Origin of the sequence: Xaviernesmea oryzae, from assembly GCF_900109605.1 — a bacterium.
Taxonomy (GTDB): Bacteria; Pseudomonadota; Alphaproteobacteria; order Rhizobiales; family Rhizobiaceae; genus Xaviernesmea; species Xaviernesmea oryzae.
Genome location: NZ_FOAM01000004.1, coordinates 192,567 through 219,061, shown reverse-complemented (window position 1 = coordinate 219,061; position 26,495 = coordinate 192,567). Strand labels below are relative to the sequence as shown.

General features: G+C 62.5%; 23 protein-coding genes and 3 tRNA genes. 8 read left to right on the top strand and 18 right to left on the bottom strand.

All coding sequences use genetic code 11. The features are described 5' to 3' along the window. Nucleotides 1-261 precede the first annotated feature (261 nt). The 6 genes from BMX61_RS06490 to BMX61_RS06465 all read right to left on the bottom strand — a co-directional run bounded on the left by BMX61_RS06490 (nt 262) and on the right by BMX61_RS06465 (nt 5,012). Nucleotides 262-507 carry a hypothetical protein gene (locus tag BMX61_RS06490; RefSeq protein WP_075628466.1) on the bottom strand — a complete coding sequence of 82 codons (246 nt, stop codon included), beginning with the start codon at nt 505-507 and terminating at the stop codon, nt 262-264. Between the two features lie 100 nt (nt 508-607). Beyond that, nucleotides 608-1,327 carry a TfuA-like protein gene (locus BMX61_RS06485; RefSeq protein WP_075628467.1) on the bottom strand — a complete coding sequence of 240 codons (720 nt, stop codon included), beginning with the start codon at nt 1,325-1,327 and terminating at the stop codon, nt 608-610. Continuing rightward, a complete protein-coding gene (locus BMX61_RS06480) occupies nt 1,324-2,478 on the bottom strand; it encodes a YcaO-like family protein (protein ID WP_075628645.1) in 1,155 nt (384 codons plus the stop codon). The genes BMX61_RS06485 and BMX61_RS06480 overlap by 4 nt, the downstream gene beginning before the upstream one ends. Before the next feature lie 26 nt (nt 2,479-2,504). After that, nucleotides 2,505-2,714: a hypothetical protein gene (locus BMX61_RS06475; RefSeq protein WP_075628468.1), complete on the bottom strand. Its 210-nt coding sequence runs from the start codon at nt 2,712-2,714 to the stop codon at nt 2,505-2,507. A gap of 28 nt (nt 2,715-2,742) precedes the next feature. Next, the gene (locus BMX61_RS06470) at nt 2,743-4,563 is read right to left on the bottom strand and encodes a hypothetical protein (protein ID WP_075628469.1); all 1,821 of its coding nucleotides are present in this window, start codon (nt 4,561-4,563) and stop codon (nt 2,743-2,745) included. Further along, on the bottom strand, nt 4,563-5,012 hold the full coding sequence (locus BMX61_RS06465; protein WP_075628470.1) for a helix-turn-helix domain-containing protein: 450 nt from the start codon (nt 5,010-5,012) through the stop codon (nt 4,563-4,565). The genes BMX61_RS06470 and BMX61_RS06465 overlap by 1 nt, the downstream gene beginning before the upstream one ends. 407 nt (nt 5,013-5,419) lie before the next feature. On the opposite strand from BMX61_RS06465, the gene BMX61_RS06455 reads away from it, so the two are divergent. Together BMX61_RS06455 and BMX61_RS06450 are read left to right on the top strand one after the other, a co-directional pair. Continuing rightward, nucleotides 5,420-6,478 (top strand): AI-2E family transporter, encoded by a 1,059-nt coding sequence (locus tag BMX61_RS06455; RefSeq protein ID WP_075628646.1) that lies wholly within the window; start codon nt 5,420-5,422, stop codon nt 6,476-6,478. A 292-nt stretch (nt 6,479-6,770) separates the two neighbouring features. Beyond that, complete coding sequence (locus BMX61_RS06450) at nt 6,771-7,319, top strand: DUF4142 domain-containing protein (protein WP_234794615.1); 549 nt, start codon at nt 6,771-6,773, stop codon at nt 7,317-7,319. Nucleotides 7,320-7,435: 116 nt separating this feature from the next. Here the strand turns inward: BMX61_RS06450 and BMX61_RS06445 are convergent, their stop codons facing one another. Continuing rightward, on the bottom strand, nt 7,436-8,440 hold the full coding sequence (locus BMX61_RS06445) for a bile acid:sodium symporter family protein (protein WP_075628471.1): 1,005 nt from the start codon (nt 8,438-8,440) through the stop codon (nt 7,436-7,438). A gap of 163 nt (nt 8,441-8,603) precedes the next feature. On the opposite strand from BMX61_RS06445, the gene BMX61_RS06440 reads away from it, so the two are divergent. Continuing rightward, nucleotides 8,604-9,458, top strand: a complete 855-nt coding sequence (locus tag BMX61_RS06440) for a LysR family transcriptional regulator (protein WP_075628472.1) — start codon at nt 8,604-8,606, stop codon at nt 9,456-9,458. Nucleotides 9,459-9,489: 31 nt separating this feature from the next. Here BMX61_RS06440 and BMX61_RS06435 read toward each other — a convergent pair whose 3' ends face one another. The 3 genes from BMX61_RS06435 to BMX61_RS06420 all read right to left on the bottom strand — a co-directional run bounded on the left by BMX61_RS06435 (nt 9,490) and on the right by BMX61_RS06420 (nt 11,245). Further along, complete coding sequence (locus tag BMX61_RS06435; RefSeq protein WP_075628473.1) at nt 9,490-9,891, bottom strand: GNAT family N-acetyltransferase; 402 nt, start codon at nt 9,889-9,891, stop codon at nt 9,490-9,492. Nucleotides 9,892-10,417: 526 nt separating this feature from the next. Beyond that, nucleotides 10,418-10,493 (bottom strand) — tRNA-Ala (locus BMX61_RS06425). Between the two features lie 365 nt (nt 10,494-10,858). Next, a complete protein-coding gene (locus BMX61_RS06420) occupies nt 10,859-11,245 on the bottom strand; it encodes a TIGR02300 family protein (protein ID WP_075628475.1) in 387 nt (128 codons plus the stop codon). 313 nt (nt 11,246-11,558) lie between these two features. On the opposite strand from BMX61_RS06420, the gene cmk reads away from it, so the two are divergent. Beyond that, on the top strand, nt 11,559-12,185 hold the full coding sequence (cmk, locus tag BMX61_RS06415) for a (d)CMP kinase (protein WP_075628476.1): 627 nt from the start codon (nt 11,559-11,561) through the stop codon (nt 12,183-12,185). A gap of 193 nt (nt 12,186-12,378) precedes the next feature. Further along, nucleotides 12,379-14,085 carry a 30S ribosomal protein S1 gene (gene rpsA, locus BMX61_RS06410; protein WP_075628477.1) on the top strand — a complete coding sequence of 569 codons (1,707 nt, stop codon included), beginning with the start codon at nt 12,379-12,381 and terminating at the stop codon, nt 14,083-14,085. 269 nt (nt 14,086-14,354) lie between these two features. On the opposite strand, the gene BMX61_RS06405 is transcribed toward rpsA, so the two are convergent. Next, nucleotides 14,355-16,151 carry a hypothetical protein gene (locus BMX61_RS06405; protein ID WP_075628478.1) on the bottom strand — a complete coding sequence of 599 codons (1,797 nt, stop codon included), beginning with the start codon at nt 16,149-16,151 and terminating at the stop codon, nt 14,355-14,357. Nucleotides 16,152-16,939: 788 nt separating this feature from the next. On the opposite strand from BMX61_RS06405, the gene BMX61_RS06400 reads away from it, so the two are divergent. Together BMX61_RS06400 and BMX61_RS06395 are read left to right on the top strand one after the other, a co-directional pair. Beyond that, nucleotides 16,940-18,331 carry a nicotinate phosphoribosyltransferase gene (locus BMX61_RS06400; RefSeq protein ID WP_083639507.1) on the top strand — a complete coding sequence of 464 codons (1,392 nt, stop codon included), beginning with the start codon at nt 16,940-16,942 and terminating at the stop codon, nt 18,329-18,331. A gap of 188 nt (nt 18,332-18,519) precedes the next feature. Beyond that, nucleotides 18,520-18,852 (top strand): DUF6665 family protein, encoded by a 333-nt coding sequence (locus BMX61_RS06395; protein ID WP_075628480.1) that lies wholly within the window; start codon nt 18,520-18,522, stop codon nt 18,850-18,852. A gap of 135 nt (nt 18,853-18,987) precedes the next feature. Here BMX61_RS06395 and BMX61_RS06390 read toward each other — a convergent pair whose 3' ends face one another. The 3 genes from BMX61_RS06390 to BMX61_RS06380 all read right to left on the bottom strand — a co-directional run bounded on the left by BMX61_RS06390 (nt 18,988) and on the right by BMX61_RS06380 (nt 22,674). Continuing rightward, nucleotides 18,988-20,355, bottom strand: a complete 1,368-nt coding sequence (locus tag BMX61_RS06390) for a hypothetical protein (protein ID WP_075628481.1) — start codon at nt 20,353-20,355, stop codon at nt 18,988-18,990. 191 nt (nt 20,356-20,546) lie between these two features. Then, complete coding sequence (locus BMX61_RS06385; RefSeq protein WP_075628482.1) at nt 20,547-21,920, bottom strand: prolipoprotein diacylglyceryl transferase; 1,374 nt, start codon at nt 21,918-21,920, stop codon at nt 20,547-20,549. A 127-nt stretch (nt 21,921-22,047) separates the two neighbouring features. Further along, nucleotides 22,048-22,674, bottom strand: coding sequence for a ribonuclease D (locus BMX61_RS06380; RefSeq protein ID WP_075628483.1), 627 nt, complete (start codon nt 22,672-22,674; stop codon nt 22,048-22,050). 261 nt (nt 22,675-22,935) lie between these two features. Between BMX61_RS06380 and BMX61_RS06375 the strand changes: the two genes are divergently transcribed. Continuing rightward, nucleotides 22,936-23,304, top strand: coding sequence for a hypothetical protein (locus tag BMX61_RS06375; RefSeq protein WP_075628484.1), 369 nt, complete (start codon nt 22,936-22,938; stop codon nt 23,302-23,304). 165 nt (nt 23,305-23,469) lie between these two features. On the opposite strand, the gene BMX61_RS06370 is transcribed toward BMX61_RS06375, so the two are convergent. The 4 genes from BMX61_RS06370 to BMX61_RS06355 all read right to left on the bottom strand — a co-directional run bounded on the left by BMX61_RS06370 (nt 23,470) and on the right by BMX61_RS06355 (nt 26,459). After that, nucleotides 23,470-23,658 carry a hypothetical protein gene (locus tag BMX61_RS06370; RefSeq protein WP_075628485.1) on the bottom strand — a complete coding sequence of 63 codons (189 nt, stop codon included), beginning with the start codon at nt 23,656-23,658 and terminating at the stop codon, nt 23,470-23,472. A gap of 483 nt (nt 23,659-24,141) precedes the next feature. Continuing rightward, nucleotides 24,142-25,863, bottom strand: coding sequence for a catalase (locus tag BMX61_RS06365; RefSeq protein ID WP_075628486.1), 1,722 nt, complete (start codon nt 25,861-25,863; stop codon nt 24,142-24,144). 189 nt (nt 25,864-26,052) lie between these two features. Continuing rightward, nucleotides 26,053-26,137 (bottom strand) — tRNA-Leu (locus BMX61_RS06360). 237 nt (nt 26,138-26,374) lie between these two features. After that, nucleotides 26,375-26,459, bottom strand: a tRNA-Leu gene (locus BMX61_RS06355). Nucleotides 26,460-26,495: the final 36 nt, after the last annotated feature.

Genomic DNA, 26,495 nt, shown 5'->3' with positions numbered 1-26,495 from the left:
TTGCCCTGCGCATGGCGAAGGCGACGCTCGGCCTATTGTCGACGCATACGCGTTCGCCGAGGAAATACGGCTGCCCATGCAAGCCCGATGACGAGGGCTGAAAGTGGCTCCGCAGGCAGCCACGATGAGGGCATCAAAAAATCGGACTGAAGTCGGGAGCTGGCTCTCTCAGAGCTCGGCTCCCTTGATGCATGTCACCCTTGCAAAGCCGCTATCCGGCTTTGCCATCATGCTTTGGCTTGCATGCCAGACGGCAGGGCTTCAATGCGCGCGGATCTTCAGGGCTGCGCTGATGGTATGGGCCGAAAGGCCTTCGATCATGCCGCTGGTCTCCTGCAGCACGGAGCGCAAGGCCATCTCGATGCAGGAGGCGGCCGTCTCCAGATGCAGATCCGCCGCAGATTGCCGCGCATAGGTCAGCATGCGTGCCAGTGCCCGCAGCTCTTCAATGTCAAGATCGCCGCCATCTGCATTGGGGGTGGTGATGGGAGAAGAAAGGAAGGTCATCGGTCTGTCCATTGAACGTGTGACCTTTACCTTACCCTCGACCTGTCAAAGATGCGCGTGACGCAGGCGTGACACAGCCGCCGATAGTTCAGCTGGAATTTTATGCGCGTGCTTTTGGATCAAGGCTTTGGCGCCAAAGCGAGGTCTCCTGGAACTGCCAGTTGCACGGCGGCGCCGTGCGCATGTCCGGCAGCGCCTCGGCCATCGCGAAAAGGTCGAGTGCATCGCGCCGCTTCTGGTCGATGCGATGGTGGAGCAGCAGGGCGAGAAGTCCTGTCGGATCGAGCCCCTCTGGTAGCACGGCGCCCCGGACGATAGCGCGCCAGGTCCGATCCTTGAAGTGCAGCGCCTCGGCGCAGGTCCGCAATGCCCGAAGCGTTTCGCCCGCCTGTTGCGCGGCGAGCGCAGGGTTGTCGAGCGTGGCGCGCACATTCACGAGCGGTTCGGTTATGCCGGTCCAGCCCAGTTCTTCCGGTGCGTGGCTTTGCGCCACATCCGAATCGTCGATCAGCACACCGTCGCGATACAGGCGGAAAATCTCGCCCACGCCGATCATGCCGAAGCCATGGCATTCGGCGGCCCGCAAGGCGCCCATGCTGGCCGCACCGAGCACGGTCACACCCAGCGATAAGGCGTAGAGAATTTCCTTGTGCCAGACCGGCGCCGTATATTCGAAGCCGCCGTCGATCAGCCCGATGATCGACGCGCCCTCATCGACGGCCCGGCGCACATCGCCCTGGAGCACGGGCGCACGCAGGTCGAGGTCCAGGCCAAGCCGGCGTGCGTCAGGCACGGTGGGACCGACGAACATCACCTTCATGTGCGCAGCGCCGCCTGAAGCGCGCGCAGGCCGTGGCGCTGGCGGCGCAAGCCCTCCGGGTTTTCCAGGCCGGGAACGATCATCTTGACCACGGCGAAGGGCAGATGTGGCCCGCTTAAGGTGACGGCAATGATCGGGCCGATGCGGCACGCGGCAAGATGCGCGACAATGGCGGCAAAATCGGCAAAAGGCGTCGTGTCTTCATAGCTGCGCGGCTGCGGTGCGGCGGCCAGGGCCAAGCGTGTGCTCTCAGGCAGCGCCCGCCGATAGGTATCGGGAAAGACATCGTCGCGCGCGCCCGAGATGAAGGTGAGGCGGGACTGGGCCGCCTCGGAAACCGCACGCAAGGCGGCACGGGCAGCCAGCGGATGGGCGCCTGCCCCATGGGTGACGTCGACATAGCGCGCATGCGCCGAAAGGTGGCGCGGCGATGGCCCGAGATAGGCGGCGAAGCAGGGCAGGCCGAGATCGCTGGTCATGTCGAACAGCGTCAGTTGCAGGTCGCAGGCGCTGATCTGTGCGATCATGCCGTCGAGGTCGGCATTGCCGAGGCATTTCGGATCCACACAGCGCGCAAGACGCGCCGGCTGCGGCATGATCTGGAAGAGGGCATAGGCGTCGCGCTCGACCCGCTCCATCAAGGCATGGAACATCGCCTCCTCAGCCGTATTGCCCGAGGCTAGCCCATCGGAGGATTGCCAGTAGCGGCTGTCTTCGATCGTACGATCAAGCAGAACGGCCTCGGCCGGGACATAGGTCTTTCGGCCAGTGACGAGATCGACACCCGCCATCCAGTCACAGGCTTCATCGGCTGGCAGCGGCTCCTTGCCGGCGGCCAGCAGGCCGTTCAGGGCAAGCGCTGCGTCGCCCCGGGCCGAAAGCTCAGCCTGGCTGGCCTGTTCGCGGCTCAGCGTCGGATCGCAGGCCACGGCGCGCTCGATCGCCTCCATCACGGCAGAAATGCGCGCATCCTCGTCGGTCACGCCCTTTCCTTGGGCAACGACGATGGATTTGGCATTGGGTGTATAGGCGCACCAGACGGGAATGCCGATGCGGTCCAGCCCGGTATGGCGCGCCACGCGCGTGATGCCATAGGCCTGGAGATAGGGGGAGACGCGGCCGAAGGTTTCGGCCGCGCTCCGGACACGCATGAACGCCATAGGCGTCATCACATGGATCAGTCGAAATAGCCGGCGAAGACGGCATCGGCGGAGTTGATGGCGACAGCCAGGTTCACGCCCTTGACCACCGCGCCACCAGCGGCACCCTCGTTCATGTCGGACATGCCGCCATTCGCCTCATCGACGGGGATGACGGTCCCTGCCTCGATATCGGCGAGATACAGCTTGCTGTCGCCGGGAAAGCCAATCAGAACAGCCTTGGACATTTCAAGTCTCCTTGTTGAGGTTTCGATTTCAGTAACCCGCCCGCAACAGAGCATCGCGGTACATGGCCTTTTGCCATTGCTCCCTGATGGGAACGACGGTGAGCCATTTCTCCAGATCGAAATAAGGATTCGCCTGACGATCCTTGCGCCGGTAGCGCTTGGCCAAGCCGAGTTCGCCCAGCATGGCGTAGCTCGCCGCTCTCAGGCGATCCGCCGAGGTCTGCTCGACCATCCGCTCGATATAGGCGATGGCCTCCCGATAGTTGCCGACGAAGAAGCTGGCGCCGGCCGCGCTCCAGAAATAGGCGTCGGGACTGATGGGATTGAGCTGGATCGCCTTCTTGATTTTTTCCAGCGCTTCCGCCGGCCGGGAGGCATGGGCAAGCGAATCCGCATAACTGTGCACGGCATCCGCATAATGGGGGCTCAGCTCCTCGGCACGCGCCAAAGCCTCGAGGCTCTCGTCCATCTGGCCGAGATAGAGCTTGGCGACGCCGAGTTCCTTGTGACCAACGGCAAGGTCCGGTCGCTGCTCGATCGCCATCAAGGCATTTTCTTCGGCCTTGGTCAGAAGCGCGCGGTCACCATGCGCGGTCAAGACCCATTCCAGCGCATAGGTTCGCGCCAGGCTGCTATAGGCGTGCGAAAAATCCGGATTGATGTAGATGGCCTGGCGGAAGCCACGCCGCGCCGAGCGCACGGCCGGAAGTGTCAGCCGCGTCGTCTGCTGCACGCCGGTGAGATAGGCGTGATAGGCGTCGGGGTGGCGCTCATAATCGCCGAGCGGCTGCTCGTGCCCGCGCAACTGCTCCGCAATGCAATCAGCGATCACGGTGGCGATCCGCTTGCGATGCGCTGCCCATTGGCCATCGACGGGGAAATGTTGCGCCCAGATGATGCGGTCGAGCGGGACGAAGATGATCTGAACGAATAGGCTCTCGGGCGATAGTGTCGTGTCGACGAGATAAGAGACGCTGTGCTTGGCGAGGATTTCGACCTTGTCGCTGCTCTGCTGGATGCGCTGGGCGGTATACGGCGCGACAACGGCGACGGAGCGCAGCGCGCACAGGCCGATGGTGATGTCCTCGATCAGGGCGCCGATCGTTCCGGCCACGCCTCTTGGCGTTCCGGGCCTCAAGACCGGCGGCAACAGCGCGAGGCGCGGCAGGGCCGCTGTGATCGGCAGTGTGCCGGAAGCAGGGCGTGGTTCTGCAGTGACGATCATGCTCGTCACCGGCGCTAGGCTTTCGGTTGTCTGCTGAGACCCGATATCATCCCCCGCAAGAGACCGGCGAACGGCCTCATCCTGTGGATCGCGCTCCAGAAGGAAGAAAGCGGCCTCGCGCCGGGCCGTCTGCGAGATCGTGCAAACGCTCGCCGGATCGAGAAGCCGGCTGCGCAAAAGCTGGACATGACGACGCTGTTGGGCCAGCACCCAGCGGCTGAAATCGCCGAAGGGAATATCCGCATCCCCGGGAAAGGGCCGGCGCAGAAGCTCGGTCATGCTGTCGAGCGGCGCATCGGCCCGTTCGAGAAGCGCCGCGTCGATCTCCAGGCGCACCTCTGGCGACAGCGTGATCATGTCGTCCGTCAGTGTGAGGATGTCGAGTTCGGCTGAGGCCTGCGCCTCGCGGATGCGGCTGATGGTCTTGCGCAGATTGGTGTGCCGCACGCTCCGGTCGAGATCCGACCAGAGCAGCAGCGATGTCTCATCCCGCCCGATACGATCCTTGCGGCCAAGGGCGAGATAGGCGATCAGCAAGAGGCCCTTCTGCGGAAACTTCAGCGGCTCGCCTTGCGCACTGCGCAGGGCAAGGCTGCCGAAGGTCTGGAGAAAGGCCGCGCGCATCAGCGCAGCGCGGCGCGATCGGCCTGTGCGGCTGCGGCGGGACGGGCTTCGTCCTGCGGGCCTTCGGCTTCGGCGATCGACTTCATCAGGGCGACGAGGCCCTTGCGGACATTGACATCACGGATCGAAGAAAAGGCGCGGTTGAGCGCCAGGCCCTCGCGCGTGGCGAGAAAATCGGTCACGGCAGCCAGTTCCGAATCGGGAACGCCACGGCCGGTCGGCTCGCTTTCCTCGAAGAAATAGCTGACGGGAACGCCGAGGATCTCGGAGGCAGCCTGCAGGCGGCTGGCGCCCATGCGGTTGACGCCCTTTTCATACTTCTGAATCTGCTGGAACGTGATGCCGAGACGTTCGCCCAGAACGGTCTGGCTCATGCCGAGCAGCACCCGCCGAGCTTTCAGTCGGCTGCCGACATAGACATCGATGGCATTGGGTGCGTTCGCGCTCATTTTAACTCCTGCATGTGTTGGTCGCGTTTGACGCTACAATGCCGGTTTTTCGCAAAAGGGCAACTCCAAGTAATCGGGAACGGCGCGCTGATACTCCCTAGAACTGCGGAAAATACAATTGCCAAAAATAACCTCTCCGCAATCTTTGAGGGCATGTAAGACGGCAATCTGCCGCTCTTTCATCAAAATGGGCGGAGTTTCCCGCAAGCGCATGCGGATGGATTGCCAAAGTGACGTCATGCGCCATCTTAAGTATCATTCATATGCGCTCAATCGGCGGCCAGCCGACGAAGCGGACGCCGCGCCTTCTCCCGCGCGCGATGCTGTATGGAGCCTGTTCAGCCCCCGGGCGCGGCCGCTTTCTCAAGCGGATCATGCGGCCAATGACGAAATCTTGGAAGGTGCGGATGCCTGTGCAGCGCGTTGGATTTTACATTCTCCTGACTTTTGTGACGATCGCCTTCATCGCGATTATTCTGCCCTTCTACTCCGCCGTGTTCTGGGCGCTGGTCTTTGCCATCGTCTTCTTCCCGCTGCATGTCTGGGTGGAACAGGGCGTGGGCGGACGGCCCAGCGTGGCGGCGGCGATCTCGGTTCTCATCTGCGTCGTCCTGGTCATCGTGCCCGGCCTGATGATCCTTGGCGCCATCGTCCAGGAGGGCAATCAGCTCTACCAGCGCGTTTCCAGCGGCGAGATCGATCCCCAGGCCCTGTTCGAGCAGGCGCGCAATTCCCTGCCGGAATTTCTGCGCGATCGACTGTCGAGCCTGGACTCGGGCGCGATCGCCGATCTCGGCCGGCGTTTCTCCTCGACCCTCATGCAGGGCGGCGGCTTCTTCGCCGGGCGCGCGCTGGTGCTCGGCCAGAGCACGCTGCAGTTCTTCATCATGTTCGGCGTGATGCTCTACGTGCTGTTCTTCCTGTTTCGCGATGGCCGCAGGCTTGGCCGCACCGTGCGCCAGGCCTTGCCGCTCAGCGACGCGCACACGCGCCGGCTTTCGGCGAAGTTCACCTCCGTGGTGCGCGCCACGGTGCGCGGCAATCTCATCATCGCGCTGGTGCAGGGCGTGATCGGCGGCGTAACCTTCTGGGCGCTCGGCATTCAGCCGGCCTTTCTGCTGGGGGCGCTGATGACCATTCTGTCGCTCTTGCCGGCCGTCGGCGCGGCCATCGTCTGGCTGCCGGTCGCCATTTATTGCCTGCTGGTCGGATCCTATTTGCCAGCTATCGTCCTCGTGCTCGTCGGCGTGCTGGTCATCGGCCTGGTCGACAATCTCCTGCGTCCGCCCCTGGTCGGCAAGGAAACCAAGCTGCCGGATTATGTGGTGCTGATTTCGACGATCGGCGGCATTTCGCTTCTGGGCATGAACGGCTTCGTCATCGGCCCGCTCTTTGCCGCGCTGTTTGTCGCGGCCTGGGGCATCTTCATCGAAGAGCAGCGGCGCGACGAAGCCGACATCGCCTGACGAAGCCGACATCGCCTGAGGAAAAAGCACCGGCGCCAGGAACTACCGGAAATCACGGTTGTTATACCATCGTTCAGGAGGAGACGAACGATGGTGCCTGCCCACTCGTCATGCCATCCGCCACGCGGCATGTGCTGCCGCTTGCGCGGCAAGGCGCCTGCACCCTGAGGGCGGCAGGCTTGCGCAGGTGCAGCCGCCTTGCTGCGCTGGCCCCGAGCTTGGCTTGCGCCGTTCCCCTCACACGATGACCCGTTTTCCGCCAACGCAACAAACCAAAAGCCTGAGGAGACACATGATGAGAAGATTCCGCGCGGCATGTCTGGGTACTGTCCTGGCGCTCAGCCCGGCTCTGGCCTTCGCCCAGGCCCAGACCAGCCCGAGCACCGATGCGCCGGCGCCGATGGCGTCGTCCATGGCCATGGACAAGTCCACCTTCGTCAAGATGGCCGGCAGCTCCAATGAATTCGAGATCGAGTCGAGCAAGCTTGCCGAAAAGCGGGCGAAATCGGCCGATGTAAAGAAGTTTGCCCGCCAGATGGTTGCGGATCACACCAAGGCCGGCAAGGAGATGAAAACGGCTGCGAAGATGCCGAAGAGCGCCAAGCCAGATCTGGCGCCGAAGCATGCGGCGATGATGAAGCAGCTGGAAGCGGCCAAGGGTGCGGAGTTCCAGACGATGTATGTGGATATGCAGGTTCAGGCCCATAACGAAGCCGTCGATCTGTTCTCGGGCTATTCGAAGAGCGGCGACGATCCGGCGCTGAAGCAGTTTGCCACCAAGACCCTGCCGACGCTGGAAATGCATCGCGAACACGTCATGCGTCTCACCAAGACGCAGTAAAAAACCACGCCGTCACGGCAGGACGACCGAAACACTTAACGGCCGGCACGACATGCCGGCCGTTTGCACATGTGCGGCCGTGAAGCGGGTCTTGGGCTCTGCCGATGGCTCGGATCTTAGGCCGTCACGTTTTGCGCATCGGCTTTCGCCAGCACAGCGGAGGCTTCATTAGCGCGCGCATAGCGGCCGGCGATGACGGCGCAGATCATCAGCTGCACCTGGTGGAAGATCATCAGCGGCAGCACGATTGCGCCGATGTTCTGGCCGGCAAAGATGGCGCTGGCCATGGGCACGCCGCTGGCCAGGCTCTTCTTCGAGCCGCAAAAGGTGATGGCAATCTCATCCGCCTTGGAGAAGCCCAGAAGCCGGCTGCCGAACATGGTGATGCAGAGCACAACGGCCAGCAGTGCCAGGTCGATGATCAGCACCATGCCGAGATTGGCAAGCGAATAGGTGTGCCACAGGCCTTCGATCACCGCCTCGCTGAAGGCGGCATAGACCACCATCAGGATCGAGCCGCGATCGACCGGCATCAGGATCTTCTTATGCGTACGTACCCAGGCGCCAATCCAGGGCTCCAGCACCTGGCCGAGCACGAAGGGCAGAAGCAGCTGGAGCGCGATCTTTTCCAGCGCATCGGCCGAAAAGCCGGCTTGCCCTGTCGTCGTCAAAAGCAGGCTGGCGAGCAGCGGCGTCAATAGCATGCCGAACAGGTTCGAGCCCGATGCTGCGCAGATCGCGGCCGGCACATTGCCGCCGGCCATGGAGGTGAAGGCGATCGAGGACTGCACCGTCGATGGCAGGACCGTGAGGAAGAGAATGCCCATATAGAGCTCGGGCGGCAGAATATTGGACGGCACGAAGCCGATCAGCAGGCCGAGCAGGGGGAAAATGGCGAAGGTGGTGAGCACGATCGTCAGATGCAGCCGCCAATGCAAAAGGCCCGCCAGAACCACATCGCGCGACAGCCGCGCGCCGTGCAGGAAAAACAAAAGCGCGATGGCAAGATTGGTGGCAAGGCCGAAATACTCCGCGGCCGCGCCGCTGACCGGCAGCAGCGAGGCGAGTATGACGGTCGCCACCAGCATCAGCGTGAACGTATCGGGCAGGAAGCGCTTCATCGTCAAAACTCCGTCATGACAGGCCTTTGCCTCGGCTTGCTCCCCGCGCGCAGCAGCAAGGCGATGCGGTCTGAAGTCGGTGAACCCTCCAGACAAGAGCCTCTGTCTGGCCTATCATGAAACGGAATGCAAAAACTAACAGCTATCCAGGATCGTGATCACCATGCTGAACCTGCATCACCTTGCCAGTTTCGTGATGCTGGAGGAGACACGCAGCTTCACCGCGGCGGCGGATCGCCTCGGCTTGGGTCAATCGACGGTCAGCCAGCATATCCAGCGGCTGGAGGCGGCACTTGGCCGCCGGCTGATCGCCCGCGACACCCATAGCGTCCGCCTGACGGGCGATGGCGAGGCGCTGCTCGCGCATGCACGCGACATGCTGGCGCTCGATGCCCGCGTCTTCACGCTGTTCGGCGAAAGCCGGCTGCGCGGACGCCTGCGCCTCGGCGTTTCCGAGGATGTGGTGGCCAATCGGCTGACCGAGATTCTCCATGAATTCCTGCGCCAGCATCCGCTTGTCGATCTCGAGCTCAACGTGGCGCTGAGTGCCGATCTCTACCAGATGCTTGAATTGGGTGATCTCGATCTCGTGCTGGCGAAGCGCCGCGTCGGCGAAACGCGCGGCCGGCTGCTCTATCGCGAGCCGCTGGTCTGGCTGGCGCGCGAGCCCGAACGGGTTGCCGCGCGGGCCGGCGCCCTGCCGTTGATCGCCTTTCCACCGCCGAGCATCACCCGGCGGCTGGCCCAGGAAACACTCGATCGCGCCGGCGTCTCCTGGCGGATCGTCTGCACCTGTTCCAGTCTCACGGGGCTCACCGCCGCCGCCCGCGCCGGCATGGGCGTGCTCGTCCAGCCCCGCAGCATGGCACCTGAAGGCCTGAAGGAACTGCCCTCCAACGCGCTGCCGCTGCTCGACGATGTCGAATTCGTCCTCGTTCCCCGCCGCGGCGCCGATGCCGGGCTGGTGGAGGCGCTGTCGCACCAGATCGTTTCGAAGATCATGCCGGGTGGTGGGTGAGGGCGGATTGGATGAGGCCGGATGTCGGCCTCTATCTGAGTCGCATCAGCCCTGCCGCCGTCGGCGCGAAACCACAGCTCCGATAAAAGCGCTCCAGCCGTGGTTCGAAATCGACATGGATCCATTCGGCGCCACGCTCCGCGGAGCCTTGGATCGCTGCCTTCACCATCGCCGTCGCAATCCCCTGCCGCTGCATCGCCGGATGCACGCAGGTATCGAGCAGGAAGGCATGCTTGCCGCCATCAGTCGCGACATTAACGAAGCCGATCAGCCGCTTGTCCGCGTAAGCGCCGACATGAAGCAGGCTTCGCGACAGGATGCGCGCGAAGTCATGCGGCTTATCATCGCCCCAGGCTGCCTGCCAGAGCGCATTCAAGTCGTCCGACGGGGGAAAGGGATCGATCCTGATCTCGGCTTGCTGCACGTTTTCCATTGATCCCATCTCGTTGTCACCGTCGCGATCTCATCACTTCTGACAGTGCAGCCTATGAAAGTAATAAGTTACCGATAAGAATAGGCCTGCCGGCAAGGAGGCTGGCATGCATTATGGCACGCATTCCGATCGACCGACACAAAGCATGCTTTACAGGCCTTGTTTTGATCGTGCTCACTTCAAGTTCGATGGCAAGTCACGCCGCCAACACGCCATGCAGCGGCCGCAAGGGCGGCGTCGAGCGCTGTCAAGGTGAGACCTTCATCTGCCGTGACGGATCGGTCAGCGGCAGTCGCAAGTCCTGCAGTGCGACCATGGGCGGGCTCGGCCTGTTGAAGGCGCCAAAGATGACGCCGACGTCGGGAAACGCATGTCTCTGTCGTTCAGGGAGCTTTTGCACAGGACCGCGCGGAGGCCAGTTCTGCTACTCGGACAGCGGCACAAAAAGCTATCTGCGCAAGTAACAACGCAGATGATAGCGGCTGGTCTTAAGCAGAACGACTGATCGCCATGTCATGAGAGATTTTGGTGGAGCTAAGCGGGATCGAACCGCTGACCTCTTGCATGCCATGCAAGCGCTCTCCCAGCTGAGCTATAGCCCCATAAGGGTTCCGGTAAAAACCGGTCCGGGTCGTGTCCGTTCCGCTTCGTCCCGGCCACGAGCGGCTTATTAGACGGGGCCCTGCCGCATTGCAAGCGGAAAAATTCGATCCGGTCAAAAAACTTCGAGACGCGGTCGGAAGGAAGGCGAAGATAGCCGATTTCCCAGGCTTTTGAAGCACTTCCTTGAATGGCTCTCCCCTTGTCAGCGCACCCGGTTTGTTTTGCCGCCTCAGGGATCTCGCAGCAGGGACCGTTTGCCGCATCGCGGGGTTCTGCGGGAAAAGTCGCTCAAAGAAAAGGCGCCGGAGGGTGTCCTCCGGCGCCTGGCGTCAAATGCGCTTCGTGCTGATCGCGCGATGATGGATCAGACTTCTTCGTCGTCGTCGGACACGCCGATCAGGTCGGACAGGCCGTTGTTGTCGTCGTCCTCATCCTGCTCCAGGAAGGTGTCGTCATCGTCATTGTCGATCTCGACATCGTCATCGCCCAGATCCGGCAGATCGTCGCCGCCGCCATTGTCCTCGGCTTCCTCGAGCGAGACCAATTCGACTTCCGTGTTCTCGGTATCGACTTCCGCCACATCCTCTTCCTCGGCCTTTTCCATGACCTTGGCGACGGATGTCTCCTCGAAATAGGAGAGAGGGTAGGACTTGCCCGTATAGGGCGAAACGATCGGGTCCTTGTTCAAATCGTAGAATTTACGGCCCGTCTCCGGGTCGATGCGCTTGGTTCCAAGTTCCGGTTTTGCCACTGTCGAAGCCTCGCAAAGGGCCGGCACTGGCCGGCCACCAGCCGGTTATCCGGCGGTGAAGGGGATTGAAAATGTGTCGGTCCCCATAAATGTCCAGGCAGGACATGTCAAAGTGAAACTTGTACGGGCGAAAGCTGCGGGTATCCGGATGGCTTGAAGCGCAAGGCATCGCTCATGCTTGGCAGCCGCCCCGGCTTTGCCTAACAGGGATGCGACTGGCCGCATGCCGGGCGAACCATCGCTCGACATGAAACCGGTACGACGCATGCACAGCGCGGTGCCAGGAGAGGCCGAACCGGCAGAAGGAGACAGAATGATCATCGCCATTGACGGGCCGGCGGCTGCCGGAAAGGGCACGTTGTCGCGTCGCATCGCGGCCGAATACGGCTTTCACCATCTCGATACCGGTCTTACCTATCGCGCGGTGGCCAAGGCGCTGATCGATGCGGGCCAGACGCTCGACGACGAGGTCGCGGCCGAAGCCTTTGCCGAAGGGATCGATCTCGCAGGGCTCGATCGCCATGCCCTGTCGGCCCATGCCGTCGGCGAGGCGGCGTCGCGCATCGCCGTCATGCCAGCCGTGCGTCAGGCGCTGGTGCGCGCACAGCGCCGCTTTTCCGAGAAGACGCCGGGCGCCGTCCTCGATGGGCGCGATATCGGCACCGTGGTCTGCCCACAGGCGCCGGTGAAACTCTTCGTCACCGCTTCGCCCGAAGTGCGCGCCCGCCGCCGATTCGACGAGATGGTCGCCACCGGCCAGACTGCCGATTTCCTCTCCGTGCTCGCCGATATCCGCAAGCGCGACGCCCGCGATACCGAGCGCGCCGACAGCCCGATGCGCCCGGCGGAGGATGCGCACTTGATCGATACGTCCGAAATGAGTATAGAGGCCGCATTTCTGGCCGCCAAGACTTTGATCGACGCGGCTTTGAAACCCTAATCCGACCCGCCATCCCCGCGCCGGACATGCTTCCCGATCGATAATCCGGGGAGCGGATGGAGATCGGACATGATCAACACGAACCCACGGCGCAGCGCTGGCGTTCCCTTATTTTGCCCGGTTTGGTGTCGGCCCCTCAGGCGCTGATCGACTGTGCTTTTTCAAGGATGGACGCGCGCATTCAGGAGAATTCATGTCTCAAGCAGCCCCCACCCGCGATGATTTCGCCGCGCTCCTGCAGGAATCCTTCGCGCAGCACGACCTGGCCGAAGGCTATGTGACGAAGGGTATCGTCACGGCCATCGAAAAGGACGTGGCCGTTGTCGACGTCGGCCTCAAGGTCGAAGGCCGCATCGCGCTGAAGGAATTCGGCGCCAAGGCCAAGGACGGCACCCTCAAGGTCGGCGACGAAGTCGAAGTCTATGTCGAGCGCATCGAAAACGCGCTGGGCGAAGCCGTACTGTCGCGCGAAAAGGCCCGCCGCGAAGAAAGCTGGATCAAGCTCGAAGCCAAGTTCGAAGCTGGCGAGCGCGTCGAAGGCGTTATCTTCAACCAGGTCAAGGGTGGTTTCACCGTCGATCTGGATGGCGCCGTCGCCTTCCTGCCGCGTTCGCAGGTCGACATCCGTCCGATCCGCGACGTGACCCCGCTGATGCACAATCCGCAGCCCTTCGAAATCCTCAAGATGGACAAGCGCCGCGGCAACATCGTCGTGTCCCGCCGCACGGTTCTCGAAGAGTCCCGTGCCGAGCAGCGTTCTGAGATCGTTCAGAACCTCGAAGAAGGCCAGGTTGTCGACGGTGTCGTCAAGAACATCACCGATTACGGTGCGTTCGTTGACCTCGGCGGCATCGATGGTCTGCTGCACGTCACCGATATGGCTTGGCGCCGCGTCAACCATCCGTCGGAGATCCTGTCCATTGGCCAGCAGGTCAAGGTTCAGATCATCCGCATCAACCAGGAAACCCACCGCATCTCGCTCGGCATGAAGCAGCTCGAGTCGGATCCGTGGGATGGCATCGGCACGAAGTATCCGACGGGCAAGCGCATTTCGGGCACCGTCACGAACATCACCGACTACGGTGCGTTCGTCGAGCTGGAGCCGGGCATCGAAGGCCTGATCCACATCTCCGAAATGTCCTGGACCAAGAAGAACGTTCACCCCGGCAAGATCCTGTCCACGACGCAGGAAGTCGACGTGGTCGTTCTCGAAGTGGATCCGACCAAGCGCCGCATCTCGCTCGGCCTCAAGCAGACGCTCGAGAACCCGTGGCAGGCCTTCGCGCACAGCCATCCGGCTGGCACGGAAGTTGAAGGCGAAGTCAAGAACAAGACCGAATTCGGTCTGTTCATCGGCCTCGAAGGCGATGTCGACGGCATGGTCCACCTCTCCGACCTCGACTGGAACCGTCCGGGCGAACAGGTCATCGAGGAATACAACAAGGGCGACGTCGTCAAGGCTGTCGTTCTCGATGTGGACGTCGACAAGGAGCGCATCTCGCTCGGCATCAAGCAGCTCGGCCGCGACACGGTTGGCGAAGCTGCCTCGTCCGGCGATCTGCGCAAGAACGCTGTCGTTTCGTGCGAAATCATCGGCGTCAATGACGGCGGTGTCGAAGTGCGTCTCGTCAACCACGAAGACGTCACCTCCTTCATCCGCCGCAACGACCTGGCACGCGATCGCGACGATCAGCGTCCCGAGCGTTTCTCGGTTGGCCAGGTGGTCGATGCCCGCGTCACCAACTTCTCGAAGAAGGATCGCAAGGTCATGCTTTCGATCAAGGCGCTTGAAATCGCCGAAGAGAAGGAAGCCGTCGCACAGTTCGGTTCGTCCGACTCCGGCGCTTCGCTCGGCGACATCCTGGGCGCCGCGCTGAAGAGCCGCAACACCGGCGAATAAGCCTCGGTCGCGCTCCGCGCCTTTGTCGAAAGGGCGCGGAGGCCGCATGCCTGCATACATCAAAAGCCCGCGCTGCCTGGACTGGCGGCGCGGGCTTTTTCATGGGCACATCGGTTGAAAATCCGCGTCGTGGTTCCGCGGCCAGTCCGTCACACAAGCGGCTTCCTGCGTCAGGACAAACTCAAGCCTATGCTATGCATATCTCGATCTACCCAACGGTGTTCTCAATGGCTGAGTGTGGCCGGTAGGGAGCGAGAAGAACAGGCCGATCAGGCGTCCGCCGCCCGCTCTTCCGGATCGAAGCCGGCCATGCGCCAGTACAGCGCATAGGCTTCGCTCAGATCCTGTTCGGCTAGGTCTTCCTCATCCTGCTCCGGTGTCCCCTGGCTGTGCTCGCGCCCGTTTTCGTCGCGCTGGTCACGGCGCTTCTGTCCATCACGGTCGTCCTTGCCCAAGGCCTCCGCCCGCTCTGCCGGAAGCGTGTCGGACCGGCGCGGCTTGACGTCCTTGGGTGGCAGGGCGGCGGCGGCGAAAGCAAGGGCGATCCAGTCCTGCATCACATGCTCGGCCGGGCGCAGGAGGCCGATCTCGGCCAGATCCTGATGGCGGGTCGGCGGCAGAAGCACGTTGCGCTCCGCTGCGGCACTGGCCTGGCGACGGTCTCCAGCCACATCGTCCAGCGGCGCGGCCTGCCCCTGACGACGCCGCGCGGCATCCGCGCGCTCGCCGGCGCCCTTTGCCTCGGCTTCCTCGGCCAGTGCCGTGATCAGCCCATCGACATCGCCGGCATCTGCTGCCGGTACGAGTGGTGGCATGGCCCCGCGCCGGTTGAAGGGCAGGATGACGGCTGTGGTCTCGACAGCCTCGCCGCTCGTCTCAGCGATGGAAAGCGGGGTCTCTGGCGCAGCCGCCGGCTTGGAGGTTGAACGCTCTGCCAGAGTGGCCGCACGCTCGGTCGCCCTCTGGCTTTCCGCCTGTCGCTCGATCCGGCTTTCGGCCGCCTTGGCGGCGGTCGAATGCGCCGATGCCATGGCTTCGCCTTGACCGGCCGCCGGGTGCTCCAGACCGTCTTCGAGAAAGGCCAGACCATCGACGGAGAGGGCCAGCGCATCGGCCAGCAACGCGTCGCGGTCGAGCCCGAACGTCGAGACGCTGTCCATCGACGTTGTATCCTGCGTGCGCAAGGCCGTGACGATGCGCATGAGGGCGGTGACGGTTTCCGGATTGCGGGAGAGGAAATCGATCGCGGTCTTCAACAGCGGCAAGCCGTCTTTCACCGGCGCGCCGCTCCCCTGTCCTGCCTTGCCGGCTTCAGCAGGCCAGGCGGCATCGCTTTGGCCTACGGCGTCATGGGGCTGCGCCGACGCGGATGTCTGGGCCTGCGCCTGGCTGGAGGCGGATCTTGCGGCATCGCGCGCGATGGCATCCGCAAGCGCATCCTGCACCCGCGCGGCGGGCAGCGACGAAGCGGGCGCACCGGGGGAATTGGCCGCCTGCAGGGCGGCCGTGCTGGTGGCGGTTGCCGCCATGCGCGGTGCCGGCGAGGCGGGGGCGGCAGGCTTGGCGCCGCCGCGTGGCCCAGCGCCGGATGACGCGGCAGGTTCTGCAGCCGGGTAGGGCGCGGATTTTTGCCGGTCGAGCACCTCGAAAGCCTTGAGCGGCAGGTTGGCCGGGCGCGGCAATACGGGCGGCGCGTCCGGCCGCAGCGTATCCAGGAGCATGCGCAGCGCCGTCACCAGCGCGCGCTGGCCGAGCTGCTTTTCAAAAACCAGGCGCGCAGCTGCTGGCATGGCCTCGATTGCGGCAATCAGCCGCTTGGCGAAATCGCGCAGGTTTTCCTTGGGAAGGGGAGGGATGTCCAGGATCTTCGACAGGGTCTCGATAAGCCGTGTCAACGCCAGCCGCGTGGCCAGCGGACTGTCGGGCAGATTGCGGACCAGCACCTCGATGATCTTCAAAATCGCATCGGCATGACGCGTCGACGCCGCCTGCGGCGCCGTTCTTTCTCTCTGGGACAACGCGTCGCCATGGTTGGATGGCGCGCGGTACTCGATCGCGCTGGTCATGCTGGTCACTCCATGTCGGCGGTTGCGCGCCTGGCTCCTTGTGTCCGATGGTCGTCTTGTCGGCCGATGAGCGGTGCTCCGTCCTCGCCGTCACATCCTGTCTGCGTGAATGGGCTTTGCTGCGCGTAAGGCACGCGGCACGATGCCGGCCTTGCGGAAATCGATTGCCCAAGCGGACGCCGCCTCATGAAGCGTCCTTCCACGGCCTTGACGCGAGATGGCAAAGGCCGGAATCGACTTTCACCTGAGGTCTCGCTCTAACGGCCTAATCCATATCATGATGTTCGGTTTGAGCCCGAGCAGGCCTCAAATCGTCATGATCCAGCGATCGCACACATCCGTGCGGCGCATGGTTGGTCTTCCTTGAATCTCGATCGGGGCTGGGGCGGTCTCGAAAGATCGTCGCACGTTGAGCCCGGAGCATCCCGTCGGCTTTGGCCGCCTCGCGCAAGCCTTGCCGCGGGCGCATCATGCGCTGGGGCCGGAGATCTGCCATCTCGACGGATGAGTGGCGATTCACAGAATAATCTTCGGCCTTGATGACTGAAACTTAAAGCGAAAGCGTTGATAAAAGGTTAACGCGCAATGGCTGCGTAAGCCCGGAGCAAAGATCATGCGCCAAAACGCGGTCGAGGCCGGCTTTCGCTCGAACAACGGGGCCGGGGCATGTCGCGCGGCAGGGATCGAGCAGATATGCGATACCGGCAGCGTACAATAATAGGGCCCAAGCGCCGGGGCTGATCTCAGGGTCGCGACGCGCTTCGCAGAGCCGACAGGGGAGGATGCCCATGGATTTCGCCAATCCGATTCTCGATACGGACAGCTACAAGTTCAGCCACCATCTGCAATATCCGCCGGGGACATCCGCCGTCAGCCACTATATCGAGGCGCGCGGTGGCAGCGATCTTGTCGATGTTGTGTTTTTCGGCCTGCAGATGTTTCTCAAGGGCCTGCTGGCGCGGCCGGTTACGCGCGATCATGTCGAAGAGGCGGAAGCCTTCGTCACGGCCCATGGGCTGCCCTTCAACCGGGCAGGCTGGATGCATATTGTCGAGCGGCATGGCGGCAGGCTGCCTCTGGAGATCGAGGCCTTGCCGGAGGGCGTCTGCGTGCGGCGAGGCGTGCCGCTGGTGCAGGTGACCAACACGGATCCCGCCTGCTTCTGGCTTTCCGGCCATGTGGAAACCGCGATGTTGCGGGCGGTCTGGTATCCCTCGACCGTCGCCGGCCAATTGCGCAAGATCCGCCGCGAGCTCCGCGGCATGCTGGAGAAAACCTGCGATGCGCCGCAGGACCATCTGTCCCGGATGCTGCTCGATTATGGTGCGCGTGGCACCGGCGCGCATGAGCAGGCCGCGCTGGGCGGTGCCGCGCATCTCATCTATTTCTCTGCCACGGACAATGTGCCCGGCGTTCTGGCGGCGCGCCGCTTCTATAGGGCGCCTATGGCCGGCCGCTCGATGCCGGCCTCCGAACATGCGACCATGACGGCCTGGGGCGGTGAGCACGAGGTGGCGGCCTATGGCAATATGATCGACCGCTTTGCCCGGTATGGCGCCTTTGCCGTGGTCTCCGACAGCTACGACATCAACCTCGCCGTCTCGGAAATCTGGGGCAAGGCGCTCAAAGAACGGGTGAAGTCCTGCGGCGCGACGATCTTCATTCGCCCCGATAGCGGCGACCCGATCGAGACGCCCGTTCATGTCGTCAAGCAGCTCGACTATCATTTCGGCTCGACCATGAATGCCAAGGGATATCGCGTCTTGAACCCTTGCGTGCGCGTCATTCAGGGAGATGGGCTCTCGGTGGCCGACATGGGCCAGGTGCTGCGTCGGCTGGAAGCCTTCGGTTTCTCGGCTGAAAACATCGTCTTCGCCATGGGCGGCGGCATTCTACAGAAGGTCAATCGGGATCTCTATGCCTTTGCGATGAAGGCCAATGGCCGCAGGGATGACGAGGGCCGCTGGCACGATGTCTGGAAACGACCGGCGACGATGAACGTCAAGGCGTCCAAGGCCGGGCGCCAGGCCGTTGTCGAGGGCATGATGGGTCTCGAAGCTGTGCGCGCCGATCAGCTACGCGGTCGCGAAAATTACATGCGCCCTGTCTGGCGCGATGGGGAGCTGCTGGTGGATTGGACGCTGGACGAGATCAGGGCCCGCGCGGCGCTGTCTGCCTAAGGGGTTTGGCCTTGGACCCAGCTTGGCATCCAGGCGTTATCCTGCCGGATCGCTGGTCGTCCGCAGGCACGACATCGGTATAAGGGCATGGGTTGCCGCATGCCGATGCGACCATCGCCATCGTGATGCCCAGCTAGCCGGCAAAACCAATGCATGGTTCTGCGTCAACCAAGCTTCAGGAGCATGCCATGGCCGTTCGCCCGCCCCAGAGCCTTGCGCCCCAAGCCAGCCGTAACGCGGCAACGAATATTCTCGACTATGAAATCATGGCGGAGCGCGCCGATGCGCTGGGCCGCTGCGGATTGAAATTGGAGGCCGCGCTGGCGGCGCTTGCTGCTTTTGATGGGGCAAATGGACAGCAGGAGGCGCGTCAGGCGCTGATCGACCAGGCGGCCGACTGTGCCTGGTCCTTCTTCATTCAGCGCGAGCTGAGCGGCTTTCGCTCCAACCGGGATGTGATCGAGCGCTACAAGATACCAGGCGAGGTCATCGCCCGAATCGGCGCCGTGCGCAAAGGCTGAAGCTGGCTGCCGGTGCGGTGGCCTGACGAAGTCGGGTCATCTGCCTGCCGGGCAGGCTATCACCGCCTTGCCATGTATGCGAGCGCGGCCTGAATCGCGCTTTGCCGAAGGGGAGCTCCTCTTTCACGGCCTGTATCAAGCCGCTTTGGGCTGTGCCGGTTCGTTTCCGCTGCTCTTGGCCGTCTTGTGCTTCAGAAGATCGTAGATCCCGATTTCGTCTACGGCAACGACGAGAATGTCGTCCTTGCCTTCCGGCGGGGGAGCGACAGCCGGGCCGGTGATGCTCCCCTGATTGCCCGCAAGCGCCACCAGTGTCAGCTGCTCCTCCTCCAGCTCGTCCTGGCTCTTCTGGTCCTCCGGCCCGCTTGTCTCTGCCCGTGTGCTGTCCGTGGCCGTCGTCTTGTCCGCGCTCTTGGCGTTTTCAACACCGGCTGCCAGCGTCAACAGCAGGTCTGCGCCTTCCGCGGCGTCAGCAGGGCCTACCGCCTCATCCGCTGGAGCGTTTTCTCCCTCCTGCCTGTCGGTCTTGGCGGCTTCCTTGTTGATGTCGGCGACAGCATCCTGGACCTTCTGCACGTCCTTGAGCTTTTCCCCGGCCTCACGGGCGCGAATGTCATCCTCGCGCTCGGCACGGGTCTTCTCATCCTCGAGTTTTGTCGGATCCTTTGGCTCGTCGCGCTCCAGCAGAAGCTCCGCCTTGGTTTTGGGGTTGGCGACATCGTCGAGCCGCTGCACGGCACGCTGCATCTCGCGCGTATCCGATTTCTGATCCCGCGTCTGGTCTTCCAGCTTCTTTGCGATCATCTTGGCGGTATCGCCATAAGGCGACTGAATGGCCTCGGCCATTTCGCCAGCCGACACGCCAAGAGCGCGCAGGCCGGAAACCTTTTCGACATCGGCAACCGATTTGCCCAGCGTGGCGCGCGCCTTGCCAAGCTCGTAGCCGACACGTTCCGAAAAGCTCATGTCATCTTCGTCACTGTCCTGTTTAATGTCATTGAGCGTGAGAAAGCGCGTGATCGTGAGGGCGGCTTCGCTCGGCTTCTCACTGGTGCCTTCCTGGACGGCGCGGATATCGGCGGCTTTGACGCCAAAGCGCTTGAGCGTGAGCTCCTGGCTCGGTCCCTGTTTCACAGCTCTTAGAGCTTCATCAAGGCCGATCCGATCCATGAAATAGAGGCCGTCCTTGATACGCTGGCCATAATCCGTATCCAGCTCACCATCCTGACGCTTCATTCCGAGCGCCGATATGAAGCGGCCCGCAAGCTTCTCCAGCGGGCTTTCCTCATGCGCCTGGCTTCCGAAGAAGTGCGCATTGATCTTGTCGTTGAGCGCGGCGTGGCTTTTGCTGGCGGCAATCCTGGCCTTGAGCATCTCGTCCTGGGTCGAGCTGCTTTTGTTCCTGGCCTCTTTCTCCGCCTGGCGCTGTTGGCTGGAGTCGAGGATCGACTGAAGAAGCGTCTTACTGACCGTGGCGGCCGAGCTTTGCAGGGGTGTGATCATCGGATAGTCTCTCCAACATCATGCCCTAATATAAGAAGAATTGAATTAAATCTGCGTTAATATGCGTATCCTTGCGTGTATATAGAAATACGTAAGGTAGAAAGCACGTGTATTTCTGGAACATCGGAGGGAATGCAGAACCGCTTCGTGCTTTTCAGCCCGATGCTTTTGACGTCTTGAGGAGGCAAGTCTCAGGCAGCCTGAGCGTTTGCTCCGGCGGCGGCGCCGACCTTGCGCTTCAGGAGATCATATACGCCGATGTCATCGACGCTGACAGAGAAGATCGCCTTCACGTCGAGCTTCTGCTCGCCGGCCGATGCCGGTCCATCCGGCGTGCCGGCGGTCGCAACCATCTTCAGCTGCTCGGCTTCCCGATCTTCGTCGCTTTTCGGTTCACCCGAAGATGCCACATCCTGGTCCGGCTGCGGCGTGGTCGACGCATCAGGGGCGTCCACGGACTTGGCCGTTTCGACACTGGCCGCCAGTGTCTGGAGCAGATCGGTGGCCAAGGCCGCGACAGGATCGACAGTCGCGGATGGCTGTGTGCCGCTGCCGGTGGCGTTTGGATCCGATGGCTTAGGCGTTGCTCTGGCCTTGAGTGCGGCATCGTTGAGACTGGACACCGCATCCTGCGTTTCCAGGACATGGTCCAGCTTCTCGCCGGCTTCGCGGGCGCGAATATCGGCCTCGCGCTCGGCACGGGTGGAGTCGTCCTCCACCTTGGTCGGATCCTTCGGCCCGTCGCGCTCCAGCAGCAGTTCGGCCTTGGTCTTCGGATGGGCAATGTCCCCCATCCGCTGCAAGGCTTTCTGCACCTGCGGCGTCAGCACCTTGTCGTCGCGCGCCTGCTCGTCCAGCGCCTTGGTGATTTTCTTGGCTTCTTCGCCATGCGGGTTTTTGATGGCCGCGATCAGGTCGTCGAAGGTCACGCCGAGATCATCAAGCCCACTCGTTTTGGCCAGATCGTCCCGATTGCCATCCGCCATTTTGGCGCGAATGCCGCGCAGGTTCTCGCCGATGCGGGCGCTATAGGCCGCGTCGCTTTCTGTCGAATCCTGACTGATGCCCTCATCCGTCACGAGACGGGCCATCCAGGCTTCTTGATCCTTCGGCTTGACGTTCGATCCGTCGAGAACGGATTTCAAGCCATCGACGGTAATGTCGAAGCGCGCCAGCGTGACCGTCGCATCCTTGGCCGTGGCCTCGCTTTTGGTCAGGCTATCGAGAAGCTGCAGCCGATCCTGAAATTTCTGGGCGAACACCGCGTCGGTATCGCCTTCGCCGCGCACCAGGTTCAGCTGGCGGGTCAGGCGGCTGACCAGCTTGGCGAGCGGGTCGCTCTCCACTTTCTGCGCGCCAAAGAAATGCGCGTTGATCTTGTCGTTGAGGACGGCGTGGCTCTGGCTGGCGGCAAGGCGCGCTTCCAGCATGGCCTCGCTCTGTGAGGGGGAGGTGCCCTTGGCCTTCTTCTCCTCTTCCAGCCGCTGCTCATCCTTCCGGTCGAGGATCGACTGCAAAAGCGTGGTTCCGGCCAGGCCGGCAGATTGCTGCAAAGGCGTGATCATGGCTGCTACCCGCGTTTCCTTGGAGGTACTTTAGCGAGAAGCGATCAAAATTTGGTTAACATGCTATTGATGCGTGTGGCTTATCTTCGCCTGGGTTGCATCCGCGTGCGGAATGGCAGTTTTCAGGTCAGCTATGGGCGAAAATGTCGGTCTCGCCCCAGCCCAGCAGATCGAGCTTGGCGCGGGTCGGCAGAAAGGCGAAGCAGGCGCGGGCATAGTCTATCCGCCCGTCGCGCTCCAGGCGAAAGATCAGTTTGTCGCGCAAGGCGTGGAGATAGAGCACGTCGGAGGCCGCATAATCGAGCTGCGCCTGGGACAGCTGGGCGGCGGCCCAATCGGAAGATTGCTGCTGCTTGGAGATGTCCACCTCCAAGAGCTCTTTCAGATTGTCCTTCAGCCCGTGCCGATCCGTATAGGTGCGGGCCAGGCGCGAGGCGATCTTGGTGCAAAAGACCGGCGCCGCCGTGACCCCGAATGTGTGGAACAGAACGGCGATATCGAAGCGGCCGAAGTGGAAGATCTTCTCGCGGTCGGGATCGGCCAGCATGTCCACCAGGCGGGGCGCTTCGCGCTGACCGCTGGCAATCTGGATCACATCCGCCGTGCCGTCGCCCGGCGATAGCTGGACGACACAGAGCCGGTCCCGGCGGGGAACGAGGCCGAGCGTCTCGGTATCGACCGCAATGGCGCCACGATAGAGCGCAGCCGCCTCGGCTGAAATGTCACCCCGGTGAAGGCGGATGGTGCTTGTCATCGAGCGGCCTCTCTTCGTTGCGCTGAACGGACATTTGAACGCCATCCCCGGCGATCTCAAGCATCAAATCACGCGCTTGCCCGCCGTCGTCTCGTCCGCATGCACCAGCCCGATCAGTTAGAATTGCGTCAATGGTGCCATTTCACGGGAGCGGGCTGCGTGGCGCGCGCAAACGGCCCTTGATGGGCTAGGCCCGGAATGCCATCTGAATGGGATGGCCGATCATGCGCCATGCTTGAGCGCGGCAGGACACGAGCGACGATGGTGGCGGTGAGGCAGAAGACGAGCAAGACAGCACGACAGTGGGCTGCCCGTATCAGCGGTGTGCTGCTGCTGGCAGCGTTGCTCGGCGCGCCGGCCCTGGCCGCACCATTGGAAGTGCCGCAGGTCGATCAGCAAGATGAGATCTTCAGGAACTTGCCGGGCGTGAAGCCGCAGGAGCCGCTCAACGGCCCTGCCGACCAGGTGACCTGCACGCAGGTTCTTCAGGCGCGGCGCGACACGGTCTTCAGCTCGTCCAATCCGCGCTATGACACCGTCAATGTCTGCCGCAAAGGGAATGGCCCGGAATTCACCTCGCCACGCCTTCCGCCCTCGATCTATCGCCAGCTGCGCGGCTTCAATTACTGACCGGACGAAAGGCGCGTGACAGCGCCCCACCACCGATCACGCGAAGCCTTGAGATGCCAAGGCTTACGCGATCACGAGAAGATGTCAGGCCGCATCACCCATCAGAAAAAGCGATTTTCACGGCCTGGTTTCGCCGTCAGCGCGATCGCGAGAGGCCGTATCCTGTCAGCGACGCGGGGCTGCCGAAGCTTCGATCAAGGATTCTGCAATGGCCATGACCAGCGACTTGCCGCGCTGGCGCACTCGGCGCGTGTCGAAATCCTGCGCCGAAAGCGCAAGGTCCATTCCCTCGCGCAGAACGATCTGCTGCGCGCGCTGGAGCGCCCAGTCTCGCACATAATCCTGAGATTCCATGGCTTTTCCCCCTTGCCACGGCGTCTTATGGCGCATGGTCGATGCGCCGCCGCCTCATGCCGCTTTCAACCCTCGCAAGACATCATGTCCATGGCCGAAGCCGGAGGGCGCCGAAGGACCCTGCACTGCATCCATCGTGGGGCGGTGCTGGCGCAAGCCGGCGCGAGAAATGCCTGCGGAAAAGCACATGCCTGCTTCACGCCACAGTGTCTCGTGCAATCGCCAATTCGGATGATCGGCCGATCTCTCAGCCCTGCCAGTCCCGTCTCGATCGATTGCAGACCGCCTCGCAACAGTTTCGAATCACAAGGTCTTCAGGAGACTGTGTTCTATTTCGGCGTGTAGGAAAACATCAGTTCTTATCGGTGATTTCTTGTATGAAAGCTTTCTAAATATCCGCCTGTCCGGGGCTGAAGCGCGATTTCCCTGGTTCAAGGTCGGTGCTCGCGCTTCAGCATGGCGTAGTTTCATTGTGCTGCCTGACTACTGCGCTGCCTGGGCGGGCATTGCTTCGCTCGGCAGGCGGCCAGTCAGAACCTCTTCGGCCGTGGCCTGATGGTTATGAACCGAACTCGTCCACTGGCCCCAGACCATCGGATCGATGCCGTCGCCATTGTCGCCGAGCTTTGCAAGCCGGCGCTTGTCGTCCTCGGTCAAAACCTGGCCGGGCAGGGGCTCAAGATGGGCGACATCGGCGGCGGTCAGGCCGATCATCTCGCCCACGCGCCGACCGTAATCATCGTGCACGAGAAGCAGGTGCCAGACCATCCGCTCCTGCACATCGCGCTCGCAATCCCCAAGCAGCGTTCCCAATGTGTGGACGAGGTCGTCGCGCTCCCAGTCCATCATCGTCATATAGCGCGCCCGGGGCTGCACATAGTCGTTGCGCCGTTCGAGGACGCTGCGGGTCAGGCGGCCATGAATTTCCGGCGGATTGTTCGGCTCCGCACGGCCGCTTTCCTTGAGGCCCTGATGGATGGATGGCTCGTAATTCACATGCGGGTTCTGGCCCGGTGCCAGATCGCGCTGGAACGACATCTGGCCGCCATTGAGATTGGTCGCGACTCTGGCGTTCTTGGCCTGATTGACAGGCAGTTGCAGATAATTGGTGCCGACGCGGTGGCGCTGCGTGTCCGAATAGGAGAACGTGCGGCCGACGAGCATCTTGTCGTCGGAAAAGTCGAGACCATCGACCAAGACGCCGGTGCCCATGGCGATCTGTTCGTTCTCGTTGAAGTGATCCTGAACATTGCGGTTCAGCGTCATCACGCCGATATGGCGCAGCGGAAAATCCTTTTCCGGCCAGATCTTGGTATCGTCGAGCGGGTCCCAGTCGAGTTCGGGATGATCATGATCCTCCATGATCTGCACGAACATGTCCCATTGCGGGTGATGCCCGGCTTCGATCGCCTCATAGAGATCCTTCGAGGCCGAGCCGAGATCCTTGCCCTGCACCGCTTCCGCTTCCTTGCCGGTGAGACTGGCGACGCCGCAGCGCGGGTGGAAGTGATATTTGACCAGAACGGTGTCGCCCTGCGCATTGACCATCTTGTAGGTGTTGACGCCGAAACCCTCCATGTGCCGATAGCTCGCGGGGATGCCACGCGGGCTGAAGAGATGCGTCAGCATATGCATGGATTCGGGCGTCTGGCTCATGAAGTCGAAGATGCGGTTCGGCTCCTGCCGGAAAGTGACCGGATCAGGCTTCAGCGCATGAATCACATCGGGGAATTTGATTGCATCGCGGATGAAGAAGATGGCGAGATTGTTGCCGACCAAGTCCCAATTGCCGTCTTCGGTATAAAATTTGACCGCAAAGCCACGCGGATCGCGCGCCACCTCGGAGGAGTCCCGTCCACCGATGACGGTGGAGAATCGAATGGCCAGCGGCGTCTTCTTGCCGGCGGTCTGGAACAGCTTGGCACGGGTATAGGTCGAGGCCGGCTCGTTGCCGATCTTGCCGGTCGCCTCGAAGTCACCGTAACAGACGAAGCCGCGCGCATGCACAACGCGTTCTGGCGTGCGCTCGCGGTCGAAATGGGTGATCTTTTCCAGGAATTGATAGTTTTCCAGCGTCGCCGGCCCACGGCTGCCGACCGTTCTCTGCGACTGGTTGTTGCTGATCGGGTGGCCCTGGCGGTTGGTGAGGGTGCGCTCTGCGCCATTGGTGTCGGGCGGATTGCCGCGCGGGGTCTTCTCGTCCATGTCGTTCCTTCCTTTCGCAGCGGAAGGCGGCCAGGGCGCAAGGCCCAGCAAGCCGCCGGCGGGAAGCCGAACAAGGGAAAGACCGGAAGGTTGCCGACGAGGCCATCAATGGACGGCAGGATCACGGAAGAGGGAGAGGCCCGGAATAAACAGCGTCAGGCCGAAGGTGATCGGATCATGCAAAGGAAATGGTGCCCAGAAGAGGACTCGAACCTCCACGCCTCGCGGCACAGGTACCTGAAACCTGCGCGTCTACCAATTCCGCCATCTGGGCGACGAGCGGGGTGTACGGGGCGCAGGGCCTTCTGTCAACTGCCGCAGGCGGGATTTTCTACGGCTTTGGGACGTCCTTTGGACGGATGAAAAAAGGACGAGGGATCAAGCCGATAAAGCGACTGCTAGCCGCAGAATGCTGGCCAGTAGGCTCGAAAAGGTTGAGGAGAAGAGCCACCGCTCAGCGCTTATACGCTCTGGGAGCAGTAAAACGAAATCATAAGATCTCGAAGGGAAATGGTGCCCAGAAGAGGACTCGAACCTCCACGCCTCGCGGCACAGGTACCTGAAACCTGCGCGTCTACCAATTCCGCCATCTGGGCGACGAGCGGGGATGTACGGGGCGGGCGCCTTCCTGT

Bases quoted from the DNA above. Each gene is read 5' to 3' on its own strand.
- BMX61_RS06455 (WP_075628646.1), top strand. From the start codon at position 5,420: ATGCCTGTGCAGCGCGTTGGATTTTACATTCTCCTGACTTTTGTGACG.
- BMX61_RS06390 (WP_075628481.1), bottom strand. From the start codon at position 20,355: ATGATCACACCCCTGCAAAGCTCGGCCGCCACGGTCAGTAAGACGCTT.
- BMX61_RS06440 (WP_075628472.1), top strand. From the start codon at position 8,604: ATGCTGAACCTGCATCACCTTGCCAGTTTCGTGATGCTGGAGGAGACA.
- BMX61_RS06380 (WP_075628483.1), bottom strand. From the start codon at position 22,674: ATGACAAGCACCATCCGCCTTCACCGGGGTGACATTTCAGCCGAGGCG.
- BMX61_RS06450 (WP_234794615.1), top strand. From the start codon at position 6,771: ATGATGAGAAGATTCCGCGCGGCATGTCTGGGTACTGTCCTGGCGCTC.
- BMX61_RS06395 (WP_075628480.1), top strand. From the start codon at position 18,520: ATGGCCGTTCGCCCGCCCCAGAGCCTTGCGCCCCAAGCCAGCCGTAAC.
- BMX61_RS06475 (WP_075628468.1), bottom strand. From the start codon at position 2,714: ATGTCCAAGGCTGTTCTGATTGGCTTTCCCGGCGACAGCAAGCTGTAT.
- BMX61_RS06465 (WP_075628470.1), bottom strand. From the start codon at position 5,012: ATGAGCGCGAACGCACCCAATGCCATCGATGTCTATGTCGGCAGCCGA.
- BMX61_RS06365 (WP_075628486.1), bottom strand. From the start codon at position 25,863: ATGGACGAGAAGACCCCGCGCGGCAATCCGCCCGACACCAATGGCGCA.
- BMX61_RS06485 (WP_075628467.1), bottom strand. From the start codon at position 1,327: ATGAAGGTGATGTTCGTCGGTCCCACCGTGCCTGACGCACGCCGGCTT.
- cmk (WP_075628476.1), top strand. From the start codon at position 11,559: ATGATCATCGCCATTGACGGGCCGGCGGCTGCCGGAAAGGGCACGTTG.
- BMX61_RS06370 (WP_075628485.1), bottom strand. From the start codon at position 23,658: ATGGAATCTCAGGATTATGTGCGAGACTGGGCGCTCCAGCGCGCGCAG.
- rpsA (WP_075628477.1), top strand. From the start codon at position 12,379: ATGTCTCAAGCAGCCCCCACCCGCGATGATTTCGCCGCGCTCCTGCAG.
- BMX61_RS06435 (WP_075628473.1), bottom strand. From the start codon at position 9,891: ATGGAAAACGTGCAGCAAGCCGAGATCAGGATCGATCCCTTTCCCCCG.
- BMX61_RS06490 (WP_075628466.1), bottom strand. From the start codon at position 507: ATGACCTTCCTTTCTTCTCCCATCACCACCCCCAATGCAGATGGCGGC.
- BMX61_RS06405 (WP_075628478.1), bottom strand. From the start codon at position 16,151: ATGACCAGCGCGATCGAGTACCGCGCGCCATCCAACCATGGCGACGCG.
- BMX61_RS06480 (WP_075628645.1), bottom strand. From the start codon at position 2,478: ATGCGTGTCCGGAGCGCGGCCGAAACCTTCGGCCGCGTCTCCCCCTAT.
- BMX61_RS06400 (WP_083639507.1), top strand. From the start codon at position 16,940: ATGGATTTCGCCAATCCGATTCTCGATACGGACAGCTACAAGTTCAGC.
- BMX61_RS06385 (WP_075628482.1), bottom strand. From the start codon at position 21,920: ATGATCACGCCTTTGCAGCAATCTGCCGGCCTGGCCGGAACCACGCTT.
- BMX61_RS06470 (WP_075628469.1), bottom strand. From the start codon at position 4,563: ATGCGCGCGGCCTTTCTCCAGACCTTCGGCAGCCTTGCCCTGCGCAGT.
- BMX61_RS06375 (WP_075628484.1), top strand. From the start codon at position 22,936: ATGGTGGCGGTGAGGCAGAAGACGAGCAAGACAGCACGACAGTGGGCT.
- BMX61_RS06445 (WP_075628471.1), bottom strand. From the start codon at position 8,440: ATGAAGCGCTTCCTGCCCGATACGTTCACGCTGATGCTGGTGGCGACC.